Genomic DNA, 13,907 nt, shown 5'->3' with positions numbered 1-13,907 from the left:
CGCGCGACGTAGCGAGCGTTGCAGCGAAGCGGCCGGTCGGGTCAGCGGCCGGGAGGCGCGGAACGGCGGCGGCGGTGCGGCGACGTGAAGCCGAGCACTGCGGGGATCACGAGCCCGGCGGCGCACACAGCGCCGGCGATCAGGTACTCCATGCCCCGAGTCTTACACGAGCGCCTCACCCGCGCGACCCAGGTACTTCACCCTCGGAGTGTCGCCGAGTCGTGGCATCCACTCCTGCCTCGCAAATGAGCGCTCAGGCGTCGAGGGCGGCGAGCAGGTCGGCGGGGGTGGCCTGGATCGGATGCGGACCCGCGATGTCGATGAACACCGTCGTGATCTCGTCGCGGTGACGATCGAGGAAGGCCCGCAGCCACTGCGGCGACTGCAGCGCGACGTGCGGCGGGAGCGTCTCGGGCTTGTGCGCCGCGTCGCTGAAGAGCAGCAGCGCGATCTGCGCCGTGTTCGGGTCGCGGTACGTCCACACCTCGCCGACGTCGAGCGGGTTGTCGGCGTCGCCCGCGCGCATCAGCGGTACGACCGTGGGTCCGTGCCGCAGCGCGAAGGCGATCGCGGCCATGTCCTGCGTCTGCAGCGCATCGGTGAGCGCGGTGTTCTTGAACTCCACGTCGAGCTTCTTCCCCTTGCGCTTCTTCCCACCGGCCATCCTCCGAGCCTAATCGCCCAGCCGCCGACCCCGATCTTGGGGCGGGTTCTTCCGGTTGGGGCGCGGAATTCCACGCCCCGAGCGGAAGAACCCGCCCCAAACCCGTCGAAACCCCGGCGCGACCGCCCCCGCGCTACGCGAGGAACCCGCGCAGCAGCGCCTCGCTGCCGGCGAGGTGATCGCGCATCGCCGCGTGGGCGGCATCCGGTCGCCCGGCCAGGATCGCCGACACGATCGCGGCGTGCTGCGCGGTGGAGTGGTCGATGTTGCGCGGCAGCAGCGGGAACGTGTCGAGCCACGCGTTCACGCGCGCGCGGTTGTCGGCGACGAGCGGAACGAGAGAGGGGATGCCGGCGAGTTCCGCGATCGTCAGGTGCAGCAGCGTGTCGAGCCGGCGGTAGTCCTCGCCACCGGCGACGGCCGCGGCCTCGTGTCGCGCCCACAGCACGTCGCGTTCCTCGGGCGCCAACGTGCGCCCGGCGGCGGCCCAGGCGGCGCCGGGTTCGAGCACGCCCCGCAGGGCGATGACGTCATCCAGCTCACCCGCGGCCACCTCCGCCGGGCCCGAGGGCCGGGGCACCGGGTCGACGACGAACGTGCCGCCGTAGCGTCCGCGGCGCGTCTCGAGCCAGCCGGCATCGGAGAGTTCACGGATCGCCTCGCGCACCGTGTCGCGGCTGACGCCGTACATCGCCGCGAGTTCGCGCTCCGCGGGAAGCGATTCCCCCGGTGCGACGAGCCCCAGCCGCACCGTCTGCACGATGCGCGCCGTGGTGTCCTCGAGCGCGTTGCCGCTGCGGACGGGCCGATACACGGCCCGGCGCAGATCGTCCAACGGCGCTTCGGTCATCCCGTCAGCCTGTCACGCCGCGGGTCACAGGGGCGTCACGTACGCGTTGGTGATACCGCCGTCAACGACGAACGCCGTCGCGGTGATGAAAGAGGCGTCGTCGGATGCCAGGAACGCCACGGCCGCGGCCATCTCCTCCGGCTCCGCGAACCGGCCCATCGGCACGTGCACGAGCCGGCGCTGTGCGCGCTCGGGGTCCTTGGCGAACAGCTCCTGGAGCAGCGGCGTGTTCACCGGCCCGGGGCACAGCGCGTTCACCCGGATGCCCTGCCGCGCGAACTGCACGCCGAGCTCGCGGGTCAGGGCGAGCACGCCGCCCTTGGACGCCGTGTACGAGATCTGCGACGTGGCCGACCCGAGCAGCGCGACGAACGACGCGGTGTTGATGATCGAGCCGCGCCCCGCGGGCACCATGTGCCGGAGCGCCGCGCGCGAGCAGAGGTACACGCTCTTGAGGTTGACGTCCTGCACGCGGTCCCAGGCGGGCAGTTCCGTCGTCTCGATCGAGTCGTCGTCGGCGGGCGAGATGCCGGCGTTGTTGAACGCGATGTCGACGCTGCCGAGCTCCGCCGCGACACCGTCGAAGAGGGCGTTGACGGATGCCTCGTCGGCGACGTTCACCTGCCGGAACACGCCGTCGACCTCGGCGGCCGCCGCGGTGCCGGTGGTCTCGTCGAGGTCGGCGATGACGACGCGCGCGCCCTCGGCGGCGAAGCGACGGGCCGTGGCGAGGCCGATCCCCGATGCGCCGCCGGTGACGATAGCGACGCGGTCGCGCAGCCGCTGGGTGAGGTCGATGGTCATGGTGCGGTGGTTCCTTTCGAGCTGAACCTCGTCCCATTCATTGCTGCTGTGGAGCCTCCAGAACAGCCGGAAGTGGGACGAGGGGCGTCATAAGTGGGACGAGGGGGCGGAGGCGGGGTCACTCGGTGGCGTAGAAGACGTTCTTGGTCTCGGTGAAGTGCTCGGCGGCATCCGGACCCAGCTCCCGACCGAGACCCGAGGCCTTCATGCCGCCGAAGGGGGTGGAGTACCGCACCGACGAGTGCGAGTTCACCGACAGCACCCCGCTGCGCACACCGCGCGAGACCCGGATGCCACGCCCCAGGTTCTCGGTCCAGATCGAGCCCGCGAGACCGTACGCGGTGTCGTTCGCCAGGCGGATGGCATCCGCTTCGTCGTCGAACGGGAGCACGGCGAGGACGGGACCGAACACCTCGTCGCGCGCGATGCGGTCGCCGGGCTGCGCGAGCACGACGGCGGGGGCGAACCAGAAGCCGTCGCCCTCCGGCGCCGACCCGCGGAACGCGACGTCGGCCCCGTCGAGGAAGCCCGCGACGGTGGAGCGGTGGGATGCCGAGATCAACGGCCCCATCTGGGTGTCCTCGTCGTGCGGGTCGCCGACGCGCCACGCGGCGACGGCGGGTTCGAGCAGCTCGAGGAACCGGTCGTAGACGCTCCGCTCGACGAGGAGGCGGCTGCGGGCGCAGCAGTCCTGGCCGGCGTTGTCGAAGACGGAACCGGGGACCCCGGCCGCGGCCTTCTCGAGGTCGGCATCCGCGAAGACGATGTTGGCGCTCTTGCCGCCGAGTTCGAGCGTGACGGGCTTGAGCAGCTGCGCGCACCCGGCGGCGACCTCGGTACCGACCTCGGTCGAGCCGGTGAAGACGACCTTGTGCACGTCGGGGTGCGAGACGAAACGCTGGCCCACGACCGAGCCCGAACCGACGATCACCCGGAACAGCCCCTCCGGGAGCCCCGCCTCCAGCGCCAGCTCCCCCAGACGGATGGCCGTGAGCGGGGTCAGCTCGGCGGGCTTCAGCACCACGGCGTTGCCCGCGGCGAGCGCCGGGGCGAAGCCCCACGCGGCGATGGTCATGGGGAAGTTCCACGGCACGATGATCCCGACGACGCCGTACGGCTCGTGGTAGGTCACGTCGAGGCCGCCGGCGACGGGGATCTGCTTCCCGATCAGGCGTTCCGGCGATCCGGCGTAGTAATTGAGCACCTGGGCGACGTGCTGCGCCTCCCACCGGGCCGAACCGATCGGGTGACCCGAGTTACGGACCTCGAGCGCCGCGAGCTCCTCCACGTGCGCCTCGACGACCCGGGCGAACGACCGCAGCGCGTCGGCGCGGGCGACGGGGGCGAGCGCGGCCCACGCGCGCTGCGTGCGGACGGCGTCGGCGACGGCGGCATCCACCTCGGCGACCTCGGCGCGGGCGAGCGTCGTGATCGGGGTGCCGGTCGACGGGTCGGTGACGGTGAAGGTGCTCATGCGGGAACTCCCTGGTGCGCGGAGGAACGTGCGGCGCGGTGGGCCGCGGCGGCGGCGACGAGCCCGAGGAACAGGCGTCGGTCCTCGGCGTTCTCCTCGGGATGCCACTGCACGGCGACCAGGTAGTCGTCGCCGGGGGTCTCGATGGCCTGCACGAGCCCGTCGTCGGTCCGCGCGGTGACCCGCAGTCCCTCGCCGACCCGGTCGATGCCCTGGTGGTGGTAGCTGTGGACGGTCAGCGCTCCGGCACCGACGAGACCGGCGAGCCGGGTGCCGGCATCCACCTCGACGACGTTCTCGGCGAAGACCCCTCCGCCGATCTTGTAGCGCTCGGTGCCGAGGGCCTCGGGCAGGTGCTGATGGAGCGTGCCGCCGAGGGCCACGTTGATGAGCTGCAGTCCGCGGCAGATCCCGAACACCGGGATGCCGCGCTCCCGGGCCCCGGCGAGGAGCGCGAGCTCCCACGCGTCGCGGTCGGCGCGCGGCGGGTCGGTGAGCGGGTGCCGCTCGGCGCCGTACAGCTCGGGCTGCACGTCGAGGCCGCCTGTGAGGATGAGTCCGTCGAGGCCGTCCAGCACCGCGGCGGCAGCTTCGACGGGCCGGGGCTGCGGCGGGAGCAGCACGGCGGTGGCACCTGAGGCGGTCACCGCGTCGAAGTACTGCTGCGGGAGGAACGACGCGCGCACGTCCCACACGCCCTGCGTCGCGCGTTCGAGGTAGGTCGTGAGTCCCACGACGGGGGTCCGGGCCGGATCAGAGACGCTCGAAACCACGCACGCGCTCCCAGTCGGTGACGGCCGCGTCGAAGGCTTCGACCTCGATGCGGGCCTGGTTCAGGTAGTGCTCGACGACGTCGTCGCCGAAGGCGGCACGCGCCACGGTCGACTCCGAGAAGAGCTTCGCGGCCTCGCGGAGCGTCGTCGGCAGGGTGTCGACGCCGGCCGCGTAGGCGTTACCGGTGAGGGGCGCGGGCAGCGGCAGCTCGTTCTCGATGCCGTGGAGGCCGCCCGCGATGATCGCCGAGATCGCGAGGTACGGGTTCACGTCTCCGCCGGGCACGCGGTTCTCGACGCGGAGGGACGCGCCGTGGCCGACGACGCGGAGCGCGCACGTGCGGTTGTCGACGCCCCACGCGACGCCGGTCGGCGCGAACGAGCCCTTGGCGTACCGCTTGTAGGAGTTGATGGTCGGGGCGTACAGCAGCGTGAACTCGCGGAGGGTGGCGAGGATGCCGGCGATCCAGTGCTCCATGAGGGGGCTGAAGCCGTGCTCTCCGTCGCCGGCCATGACGGCCTCGCCGTTCTCGCCGCGGACCGACAGGTGGATGTGGCAGCTGTTGCCCTCGCGCTGGTCGAACTTGGCCATGAAGGTCAGCGACTTGCCGTGCCGGTCGGCGATCTCCTTCGCGCCGTTCTTGTAGATCGTGTGGTTGTCGGCGGTCTCGAGCGCTTCGGCGTAGCGGAACGCGATCTCCTGCTGCCCGTCGTTGCACTCGCCCTTGACGCCCTCGCAGTACATGCCCGCGCCGTCCATTCCGCGGCGGATGTCGCGCAGGAGCGGCTCCAGCCGCGTGGTGGCGAGGAGGTTGTAGTCGACGTTGTAGTCGGTGGAGGCCGTGAGCCCGGTGTAGCCCTTGGCCCAGGCATCCCGGAACGAATCGTCGAAGACGATGAACTCCAGCTCCGTACCGACGTAGGGGGTCAGCCCGCGCTCCGCGAGCCGGGCGCGCTGGGCGTTCAGGATGCCACGCGGCGACTGCACGACCGGCGCGCGGTCCTCCCACGCGAGGTCGGCCATGACGAGTGCCGTCCCCTCCTGCCACGGGACGCGGCGCAGGGTGTCGAGGTCGGGCACGAGCAGCATGTCGCCGTAGCCCTTCTCCCAGCTCGACATCGCGTACCCGTCGACGGTGTTCATGTCGACGTCGACCGACAGCAGGTAGTTGCACGCTTCGGCTCCGTGCGGCAGCACCTCGTCGCGCCAGAACCGTGCGGCGACGCGCTTGCCGACGAGGCGGCCCTGGGCGTCCGGGAAGGCGACGACGACGGTGTCGATCTCGCCGGAGTCGATCGCGGCATCCAATTCCGCGGTGGTGAGATTGCCCGCCATGGTCTCCCTCTCGCCTGCTCGAGGTCCCCACGATCGGAGGACGTAACGAGGAACTTACACGCCAAAGGTAGACAGGTCGACCAATAGAACGCCATGATTCTCCGCAAAGGCGCTCCCGAAGCCTGTCCGTAAACGTCTGGAGGCTCCATGTCCACCTCGAGCAGTTCGCAGAAAAAGGTCGCCGGGGCCACCTATACGGCGACCGACTCCACATACTTCGAAAAACGCACGCTGAAACGCTCCGCGGGAGTGTGGGGCCTGTGGGGCCTCGCGGTCGCCGCCGTGATCTCGGGCGACTTCTCCGGCTGGAACTTCGGTATCGGCTTCGCCGGCTTCGGCGGCATGCTGATCGCCTTCGTCGTGCTCGTGGTCATGTACTACGGTCTGACGTTCTCGATCGGCGAGATGGCCGCGGCGATGCCGCACACCGGCGGCGCCTACTCGTTCGCCCGGTCGGCGATGGGGCCGTGGGGAGGCCTGGCGACCGGCCTCGCCGAGACCATCGAGTACGTCGCGACGACCGCTGTCGTCGTCTACTTCTCGGGGCAGTACGCCGACTCCGCGCTGGAACTGCTCACCGGCGTGAGCCTGCCCGCGTTCGTCTGGTGGATCATCCTCTACGCCGTGTTCATCGCCCTGAACGCCGCCGGAGCCAACATCTCCTTCGTCTTCGCGATCGTCGTCTCGATCATCTCGATCGGCATCATCGTGGTCTTCGGCATCATGGCATTGGCATCCGGGGCCTTCGACTGGGGGTCGCTGTGGAACATCGTCCCCGACCCCGGCCAGTCCGAGTTCCTGCCCTTCGGCGTCGGTTCGATCCTGCTCGCCCTCCCCTTCGCGATGTGGTTCTTCCTCGGCATCGAGGAACTCCCCCTCGCGGCCGAGGAGTCGCACAACCCCGCCCGCGACATCCCCCGTGCGGGACTCTGGGCCCGCGGGACCCTCATCGCCACGGGTCTCATCGTGCTGTTCCTCAACACCGGCGTCCTCGGCGCCGAGGCCACGGGCAGCTCGCTCGAACCGCTGCTCGACGGCTTCCGCGCGATGGTCGGCGACCAGGCGGCAGCCCTGCTGTCGCTCCTCGCGCTCGTCGGGCTCCTGGCCTCGCTGATGGGCATCATGTTCGCCTACGGCCGCAACATGTACTCGCTGTCGCGCGCCGGCTACTACCCGCGGTGGCTGTCGCTCACCGGCGCCCGCAAGACCCCGTGGGTCGCACTGGTCTTCGGTGCGGTGCTCGGCTTCGCGGCTCTCGTCGTCGTCCAGTTCGCGGGTGGGGATGCCAGCCCCGCCGGCGCCATCGTGCTGAACATCGCCGTGTGGGGCGCGGTCGTGGCCTACTTCCTGCAGATGGTGTCGTTCATCGTGCTGCGACGGAAGTTCCCGAACGCCCTCCGCCCGTACAAGAGCCCGTGGGGCCTGTTCGGCGCGTACTCGGCGGCGATCATCGCGGCGATCGTGTTCTTCGGCCTGCTGCTGAACCCCGCCTACCTGCTCGCGATCGTCGCGATCATCGCCGTGTACGCCGTGATCTTCATCGGCTTCGCGGTCTACGGGCGCCACCGGCTCGTGCTCTCCCCGGAGGAGGAGTACGCCCTGTCCGGCGGTCTGCACCGCGACCCCCAGGCAGAGGGCTACGACGCGATGGAGGACGAGGTCTTCGGCGAGAAGCGCTGACGAAAGCGGGACGGATGCCACTGGCATCCGTCCCGCTTCGTTTGCTCGCTCGCCGCCGCCGGCGCCGGCGCGGGTTCAGTGTCCAAGACGCGCGGACGCGCGGGCTTCGCGTCCGCGTGTTCTGGACACTCAGTGCCGGGGAGCCCTCACCGGAGGATGAACGACACCGTCCCGGTCGACGGGATGCCGCCGATCGACACGCTCAAGTGATACGTGGCGCCACCACCCGGGGCGAACGGGCGCTCCCCGCCGCACGACGACACGGACGAGCGGGTGCGATCCCAGGTCAGGGGCGCGGCGCTCGTGACCTCCTGGCCGGCGGCGAGCGTGACCTCCATGTCGCTCGGCTCGGACTGGCAGTCCGTCGAGCGCCACCAGACGTCGGACCCGCTCGTGACCGTGAAGGACTGCGCGCTCGTGCCGACGTTCATCGTGCACGCGTTCGCCGAGGTGTTCGTGAGGCGGATCGACAGCTGCGGGTTCTCACCCTGGCCGTACTCCCCCTTGTCGGTGAGCGCTTCGACGGTGATGTCGGCCGGGGTGCACTCGACCGGCCCGGCCGGCGCTGTGGGCGTCGGGGTGGGTGTCGGTGTCGGTGAGGCGACGACGGCGGGAGCGGACGCCGCGGGGGCCGTCGAGCTCGCCGCGGGCGCGGGGTCGGCGGTCGGGGCGGAGCGCCACGGAGGCGCCGCGACGAGCCACACGACGAGGCCGATCACGAGCAGCGCGAAGAGCGCGGCGGCGAGACGGCGACGACGGTAGACCGCCGGGGATTGCCGCCGCCTGCGGGGGGCATCGGTCATCGTTCCAGCGTAGGCCGCAAGGCTGAGCGCCCGCGCCATGCCGCGCTCACAGCTGCTTCAGCATCCGCGTGTTGCCGAGGGTGTTGGGCTTGACGTGCGCGAGGTCGAGGAACTCCGCGACGCCCTCGTCGGGGCTGCGGACCAGCTGCGAGTAGACGTCGGGATCGACGACCTGCTCGCCGATGGGCGCGAAGCCGCGGCGCGTGAAGAAGTCGACCTCGAAGGTGAGGCAGAAGAGCCGCGAGACGCCGAGCTCGCGCGCGTTCTCCTCCAGCATCTCCACGATCGCCCGGCCCACCCCGTGGTGCAGCCAGTCGTCGTGGACGATGAGGGTGCGGATCTCGCCCAGGTCCTCCCACATGACGTGCAGCGCCCCGCACCCGATGACCTCGCCGTCGACTTCGGCGACGACGAACTGCTGCACCGAGCCGTACAGCACGACCAGGTCCTTGCCGAGGAGGATGCGCTTCTGCACGAACGGCTCGAGCAGTTCGTGGATGCGTCGCACGTCGCCGGTCGCGGCGGGGCGGACGACGAACGGCGCGGCGGAGGTCATCGTCCCAGGGTACGACGAGGGCCCGGATGCCATGGCATCCGGGCCCTGTTGTCGCGTGATCGTCAGCTGCCGGCGACGATGTCGGGCGTCGCGGAGATCTCTCCCGCGGTGCCGACGCCGATCGCCACCTTGTCGCCGCGCGGAGCGGTGTCGAAGGTGAACTGCCCGTTCTCGACGCCGACCTTGACGTGGTCGCCGGACTCGAGCTCGCCGTGCAGGATCTTCTCGCTCAGCCGGTCCTCGACCTCGCGCTGCATGGCGCGGCGGAGCGGTCGGGCACCGAGGGTCGGGTCGAAGCCGATCTCGATGAGCTTGTCCTTCGCGTCGTCCGACAGCTCGACCGTCATGTCGCGGTCCAGCAGACGATCGGCGAGGCGCTTCACGAACAGGCCGACGATCTGGCGGAGCTCGTCCTTGTTCAGCTGCGGGAAGACGATGACGTCGTCGACGCGGTTGAGGAACTCGGGCTTGAAGTGGCGCTTGAGCTCTTCGTCGACCTTGCCCTTCATCCGCTCGTAGGACGTCTGCGCGCTGCCCTCGACCTGGAAGCCGACCGGACCACCGGCGATCGCCGACGAACCGAGGTTCGTCGTCATGATGATCACGGTGTTCTTGAAGTCGACCACGCGGCCCTGACCGTCGGTCAGACGACCCTCTTCGAGGATCTGCAGGAGCGAGTTGAAGATGTCGGGGTGCGCCTTCTCGATCTCGTCGAACAGCACGACCGAGAACGGCTTGCGGCGCACCTTCTCGGTGAGCTGGCCGCCCTCTTCGAATCCGACGAATCCGGGAGGAGCACCGAACAGACGCGAGACCGTGTGCTTCTCACCGAACTCCGACATGTCGAGGGAGATCAGCGCGCCCTCGTCGTCGAAGAGGAACTCGGCGAGCGCCTTGGCCAGCTCGGTCTTTCCGACGCCCGTGGGGCCGGCGAAGATGAACGAGCCGCTGGGACGCTTCGGGTCCTTGAGGCCCGCGCGCTGACGACGGATCGTGCGCGACAGGGCCGCGATCGCCTCTTCCTGGCCGATGACCCGCTGGTGCAGGGCCTTCTCCATGAACATGAGGCGGCTGGACTCCTCCTCGGTGAGCTTGAACACCGGGATGCCGGTCGCCTGCGCGAGCACCTCGGCGATCAGGCCCTCGTCGACCACCGCGTGGGAGGCGACGTCGCCCGAGCGCCACTGCTTCTCGAGGCGCAGACGCTCGGCGAGCAGGGACTTCTCCTCGTCGCGGAGGGCGGCGGCCTTCTCGAAGTCCTGCTCCTCGGAGGCGAACTCCTTCTGCTCGCGGACCTTGGCGATCTTCTCGTCGAACTCGCGCAGCTCCGGCGGCGACGACAGGATCGACAGGCGGAGGCGCGCGCCGGCCTCGTCGATCAGGTCGATCGCCTTGTCGGGCAGGAAGCGGTCGCTGATGTACCGGTCGGCGAGGTTCGCCGCGGCGACGATCGCGCCGTCCGTGATCTGCACCTTGTGGTGCGCCTCGTAGCGGTCGCGCAGCCCCTTCAGGATGTTGATCGCGTGGGGCAGGCTCGGCTCGGCGACCTGGATCGGCTGGAAGCGGCGCTCGAGCGCGGCATCCTTCTCGAAGTGCTTGCGGTACTCGTCGAGCGTGGTGGCACCGATGGTCTGGAGCTCACCGCGGGCGAGGAGCGGCTTGAGGATGGATGCCGCGTCGATCGCACCCTCGGCGGCACCGGCACCCACGAGGGTGTGGATCTCGTCGATGAAGACGATGATGTCGCCGCGCGTGCGGATCTCCTTGGTGACCTTCTTCAGGCGCTCCTCGAAGTCACCGCGGTAGCGGGAACCGGCGATGAGCGAACCGAGGTCGAGCGAGTAGACCTGCTTGTCCTTGAGCGTCTCGGGGACATCGCCCTTGACGATGGCCTGCGCGAGGCCCTCGACGACCGCCGTCTTTCCGACACCGGGCTCGCCGATGAGGACGGGGTTGTTCTTGGAGCGACGCGAGAGGATCTGCATGACCCGCTCGATCTCCTTCTCGCGCCCGATCACGGGGTCGAGCTTGTTGTCGCGCGCGGCCTGCGTGAGGTTTCGACCGAACTGGTCGAGCACGGCCGACCCGCCCTGCGCACCCTGCGAGGTCTGCTCGCCGGCGCCGGACGCGACGCCCGCGGGCTCCTTGCCCTGGTAACCCGAGAGCAGTTGGATGACCTGCTGGCGGACCTTGTTCAGATCGGCGCCGAGCTTCACGAGCACCTGGGCGGCCACGCCCTCGCCCTCGCGGATGAGGCCGAGCAGGATGTGCTCGGTCCCGATGTAGTTGTGGCCGAGCTGCAGCGCTTCGCGCAGCGACAGCTCGAGCACCTTCTTCGCGCGCGGCGTGAAGGGGATGTGCCCGGTCGGCTGCTGCTGGCCCTGGCCGATGATGTCCTGCACCTGCTCGCGCACGGCGTCGAGCGAGATCCCGAGGGACTCGAGCGCCTTGGCGGCGACACCTTCTCCCTCGTGGATGAGGCCGAGGAGGATGTGCTCGGTCCCGATGTAGTTGTGGTTGAGCATCTTCGCCTCTTCTTGGGCGAGCACAACCACGCGACGGGCACGGTCGGTGAATCTCTCGAACATCTCTCAGTCCCTCCAGAAATGGGCTGACAGGCACGCCTCCGCGCGCCGTACATCGAGAGTAACCAGCGGCCGGATGCCAGAGCCCCGTGTTCGCCGTGGGCATAGCCGTCGCACCATCGGGGTTGCGGATCACATCGACAGTCGATAACTTATCGACAACCGATAACAACGACTTTCGATAAGGAGTGAGCCATGGCATCCCCCCGTCCGACCTCGCGCATCCTCTCCCGCGGTGACACCGCGGGGTTCCTCTTCTTCGTCGTGCTCGGCATGGGCCTCGCCGTGTGGGCCGTCGTGCACAGCGTGATACGCATCGTCGAGGTCCTCCCGAACCGCGACGTGCGCGTGAGCGCACCGTTCCTCGATACCGTCGCGCAGGCGCCGCTCGGCCCGGACGGCGCCCCCGTACCGGTCGAGCTCGGCACCGGCGTCATCGTCGCCCCCGAGCTGCCGATCGCCTCCCTGTGGGCGCTCGTCATCGCCGAGGTGCTCCTCGCCGCCGTCGTCGTGACCGTCGTCGTGCTCCTCCTCCTGCTCACCGCCGACATCCTGCGCGGCCGCATCTTCAGCCGACGCAACACGGCCCTCGTCTCGGTCGCGGGCACCGTGACCCTCGTCGGCCTCGCGGGCGTGCCGTTCTTCCAGAACATGGTGGCCAACGGCGCGCTGGCGCGGATGTCGGACTACACCTACGACCGCGGAGCCGTGCAGGTCATCGATCTGCCGACGCTCTTCGGAGCGGCCTTCGTCGCGGCCCTGGCCGGCACGGTGTTCACCGTCGGCGACCGCCTGCAGCGCGACACGGAAGGACTCGTGTGATGACCGATGCGACACCGGTCTCTCCCCGGATGGAGCGCGGCATCGTGCTGCTGTTCGTCGCGGCGGGTCTCGTGATGGGCTTCGCCCTCGCCCTCCCCGGCGTTCGCGCGGCGATCGGCATCGCCACGGGTGCGGGTGGCTTCAGCCTCTTGACGGAGGCGCCCGTCGCGACGGACCCCGGCGGGCCGATCCTGTCGGCCCGGTACGAATCTGCGTGGGTGATCACCGACGCCCTGAGCTTCGGCGCGCGCACCCTTCTCGTGCTCGGTACCGCTGCAGGAGCGCTGACGACCCTCTGCACCATCGGAGCGCTGATGCTGTTCTTCCTGCTGCTGATGTGGCGGCGCCCGTTCCATCGTGCCCTGGCGGTCGCGACGCGCGTCGCGGGAGCCTCCCTGCTCATCGGCGGCGTCCTGTCTGCCGGTCTGACCGGTCTCGGTCGCATGATGGCCGCCTCCGAGTTGAACCCCTCGGCCGGGGACGTCTTCGTCGTCGGATCCGCCTTCGACCCTGCCTGGGCGCTGGTCGGTCTGGCCGTACTGGCCCTTTCCGTCGTGTTCTCCTACGGAACCCGCCTGCAGCGCGACACGGAAGGACTCGTGTGAGCCCCGCGATCGAAGACGACGGCCCCAGCGGCATCCACTGCCGACTCGACGAGCTGCTCGCCGAACGGGGCATGACGCTGACGCGGCTGAGCGAGCTGGTCGGGGTGAGCATCGTCAATCTCTCGGTGCTCAAGAACGACCGCGCTCGGGCCATCCGCTACTCGACGCTCGCCGCGATCTGCCGCGCCCTCGACTGCGAGGTCGGCGACCTGCTGGTGGTGCAGGGGTAGCTCAGCGGGCGCCGAGAACGGCGATCGGGCCCTCGGACGCGACGTTGCCGCCGGTCAACGTGAGCTCCACGGGTCCGTCGTCGACGATGCCCGTGAGGTCGGCCAGGCTCACGCGAGGCGCCATGTCGGCCGTGCAGACCTGATCGGCGGGCGGTTCCACGAACGTCACCGTCGCCCCCTCGCCGGCCGATGTCACCGCTTCGACCTGCGGACGGCAGCCGGAACTCCCCCAGGTGAGGATCGCGACCTGGCCGTCTCCGACCCACCCGGCGCTGGGGAGGAACTCGTCGCCCGCGGCCGGCGCATCGGCGAGGCCCGCGAGCGACGTGGAGCCCTCGACCGCACCGGTCACCACGACCTCGAGATCGCGGGTCGGGTCGACACCGGCGGGCAGGCCCACGTACGTCGCCCGCGGCGCCAGGTCGCGCGTGCACGGCCCGTCCGACGGCTCGACGAGGTCGACGGTGAGCGTCGTTCCGGAGAGGACGGGCTCGGTCGCGACCGGAACGCACGAGGAGCTGCCGAGCGTCACGACCGCGATCCCGCGGCCCGCGTCGAGCCAGCCCGCGCGCACCTCGGAGGGGGCGATGGATGCCGTGGCATCCGGGGTCGCCTCCGACGTCGGCGACGAGGCGGCGCCCGTCGCGCATCCGACCAGCGCGCCCATCGACAGGATGCCGACGCTCAGGAGTGCGACGAGGGAACGGCGGGTCATCTGTGCCTCC

General features: G+C 70.1%; 14 protein-coding genes. 4 read left to right on the top strand and 10 right to left on the bottom strand.

Annotated features, from left to right (window positions below):
* Positions 1–253: 253 nt before the first annotated feature.
* The 6 genes from P8R59_RS08105 to P8R59_RS08080 all read right to left on the bottom strand — a co-directional run bounded on the left by P8R59_RS08105 (position 254) and on the right by P8R59_RS08080 (position 5,901).
* Entirely contained in the window at positions 254–664 is a 411-nt protein-coding gene (locus P8R59_RS08105; RefSeq protein ID WP_278103516.1) for a dehydrogenase, read from the bottom strand.
* A gap of 133 nt (positions 665–797) precedes the next feature.
* On the bottom strand, positions 798–1,514 hold the full coding sequence (locus P8R59_RS08100; RefSeq protein ID WP_278103515.1) for a FadR/GntR family transcriptional regulator: 717 nt from the start codon (positions 1,512–1,514) through the stop codon (positions 798–800).
* A 24-nt stretch (positions 1,515–1,538) separates the two neighbouring features.
* Positions 1,539–2,318 (bottom strand): 3-oxoacyl-ACP reductase, encoded by a 780-nt coding sequence (locus P8R59_RS08095; RefSeq protein ID WP_278103514.1) that lies wholly within the window; start codon positions 2,316–2,318, stop codon positions 1,539–1,541.
* 118 nt (positions 2,319–2,436) lie between these two features.
* Positions 2,437–3,792 carry an aldehyde dehydrogenase family protein gene (locus tag P8R59_RS08090; RefSeq protein ID WP_278103513.1) on the bottom strand — a complete coding sequence of 452 codons (1,356 nt, stop codon included), beginning with the start codon at positions 3,790–3,792 and terminating at the stop codon, positions 2,437–2,439.
* On the bottom strand, positions 3,789–4,565 hold the full coding sequence (locus tag P8R59_RS08085) for a gamma-glutamyl-gamma-aminobutyrate hydrolase family protein (protein ID WP_278103512.1): 777 nt from the start codon (positions 4,563–4,565) through the stop codon (positions 3,789–3,791). The genes P8R59_RS08090 and P8R59_RS08085 overlap by 4 nt, the downstream gene beginning before the upstream one ends.
* Entirely contained in the window at positions 4,546–5,901 is a 1,356-nt protein-coding gene (locus P8R59_RS08080) for a glutamine synthetase family protein (RefSeq protein WP_278103511.1), read from the bottom strand. Before P8R59_RS08080 ends, P8R59_RS08085 begins: the two co-directional genes overlap by 20 nt.
* A 147-nt stretch (positions 5,902–6,048) precedes the next feature.
* Here P8R59_RS08080 and P8R59_RS08075 point away from each other — a divergent pair, with 147 nt between their 5' ends.
* The gene (locus tag P8R59_RS08075) at positions 6,049–7,581 is read left to right on the top strand and encodes an amino acid permease (protein WP_278103510.1); all 1,533 of its coding nucleotides are present in this window, start codon (positions 6,049–6,051) and stop codon (positions 7,579–7,581) included.
* A gap of 146 nt (positions 7,582–7,727) precedes the next feature.
* Here P8R59_RS08075 and P8R59_RS08070 read toward each other — a convergent pair whose 3' ends face one another.
* From P8R59_RS08070 to P8R59_RS08060, 3 genes are all read right to left on the bottom strand, one after another.
* Complete coding sequence (locus P8R59_RS08070) at positions 7,728–8,384, bottom strand: hypothetical protein (protein ID WP_175627579.1); 657 nt, start codon at positions 8,382–8,384, stop codon at positions 7,728–7,730.
* Between the two features lie 46 nt (positions 8,385–8,430).
* On the bottom strand, positions 8,431–8,940 hold the full coding sequence (locus tag P8R59_RS08065; protein WP_077050790.1) for an amino-acid N-acetyltransferase: 510 nt from the start codon (positions 8,938–8,940) through the stop codon (positions 8,431–8,433).
* A gap of 62 nt (positions 8,941–9,002) precedes the next feature.
* Positions 9,003–11,528: an ATP-dependent Clp protease ATP-binding subunit gene (locus tag P8R59_RS08060; RefSeq protein WP_278103509.1), complete on the bottom strand. Its 2,526-nt coding sequence runs from the start codon at positions 11,526–11,528 to the stop codon at positions 9,003–9,005.
* 192 nt (positions 11,529–11,720) lie between these two features.
* On the opposite strand from P8R59_RS08060, the gene P8R59_RS08055 reads away from it, so the two are divergent.
* Genes P8R59_RS08055 through P8R59_RS08045 form a run of 3 tightly spaced genes read left to right on the top strand, consistent with a single transcriptional unit; the run spans position 11,721 to position 13,182 of the window.
* Positions 11,721–12,347, top strand: coding sequence for a hypothetical protein (locus tag P8R59_RS08055; protein ID WP_278103508.1), 627 nt, complete (start codon positions 11,721–11,723; stop codon positions 12,345–12,347).
* Positions 12,347–12,952 (top strand): hypothetical protein, encoded by a 606-nt coding sequence (locus P8R59_RS08050; protein WP_278103507.1) that lies wholly within the window; start codon positions 12,347–12,349, stop codon positions 12,950–12,952. The genes P8R59_RS08055 and P8R59_RS08050 overlap by 1 nt, the downstream gene beginning before the upstream one ends.
* Positions 12,949–13,182 (top strand): helix-turn-helix domain-containing protein, encoded by a 234-nt coding sequence (locus tag P8R59_RS08045; protein WP_278103506.1) that lies wholly within the window; start codon positions 12,949–12,951, stop codon positions 13,180–13,182. The genes P8R59_RS08050 and P8R59_RS08045 overlap by 4 nt, the downstream gene beginning before the upstream one ends.
* Before the next feature lies 1 nt (position 13,183).
* Here the strand turns inward: P8R59_RS08045 and P8R59_RS08040 are convergent, their stop codons facing one another.
* Positions 13,184–13,897, bottom strand: a complete 714-nt coding sequence (locus P8R59_RS08040; protein WP_278103505.1) for a hypothetical protein — start codon at positions 13,895–13,897, stop codon at positions 13,184–13,186.
* Positions 13,898–13,907: the final 10 nt, after the last annotated feature.

The sequence above is a fragment of the Microbacterium proteolyticum genome (assembly GCF_029639405.1).
Lineage (GTDB): Bacteria > Actinomycetota > Actinomycetes > Actinomycetales > Microbacteriaceae > Microbacterium.
The sequence above is the reverse complement of the archived record's forward strand: the minus strand, read 5'-3'. Positions and strand labels throughout refer to the sequence as shown.

Coding starts and splice junctions, on each gene's coding strand:
- P8R59_RS08105 (WP_278103516.1), bottom strand. CDS start 664: ATGGCCGGTGGGAAGAAGCGCAAGGGGAAGAAGCTCGACGTGGAGTTC.
- P8R59_RS08100 (WP_278103515.1), bottom strand. CDS start 1,514: ATGACCGAAGCGCCGTTGGACGATCTGCGCCGGGCCGTGTATCGGCCC.
- P8R59_RS08095 (WP_278103514.1), bottom strand. CDS start 2,318: ATGACCATCGACCTCACCCAGCGGCTGCGCGACCGCGTCGCTATCGTC.
- P8R59_RS08090 (WP_278103513.1), bottom strand. CDS start 3,792: ATGAGCACCTTCACCGTCACCGACCCGTCGACCGGCACCCCGATCACG.
- P8R59_RS08080 (WP_278103511.1), bottom strand. CDS start 5,901: ATGGCGGGCAATCTCACCACCGCGGAATTGGATGCCGCGATCGACTCC.
- P8R59_RS08075 (WP_278103510.1), top strand. CDS start 6,049: ATGTCCACCTCGAGCAGTTCGCAGAAAAAGGTCGCCGGGGCCACCTAT.
- P8R59_RS08070 (WP_175627579.1), bottom strand. CDS start 8,384: ATGACCGATGCCCCCCGCAGGCGGCGGCAATCCCCGGCGGTCTACCGT.
- P8R59_RS08065 (WP_077050790.1), bottom strand. CDS start 8,940: ATGACCTCCGCCGCGCCGTTCGTCGTCCGCCCCGCCGCGACCGGCGAC.
- P8R59_RS08060 (WP_278103509.1), bottom strand. CDS start 11,528: ATGTTCGAGAGATTCACCGACCGTGCCCGTCGCGTGGTTGTGCTCGCC.
- P8R59_RS08055 (WP_278103508.1), top strand. CDS start 11,721: ATGGCATCCCCCCGTCCGACCTCGCGCATCCTCTCCCGCGGTGACACC.
- P8R59_RS08050 (WP_278103507.1), top strand. CDS start 12,347: ATGACCGATGCGACACCGGTCTCTCCCCGGATGGAGCGCGGCATCGTG.
- P8R59_RS08040 (WP_278103505.1), bottom strand. CDS start 13,897: ATGACCCGCCGTTCCCTCGTCGCACTCCTGAGCGTCGGCATCCTGTCG.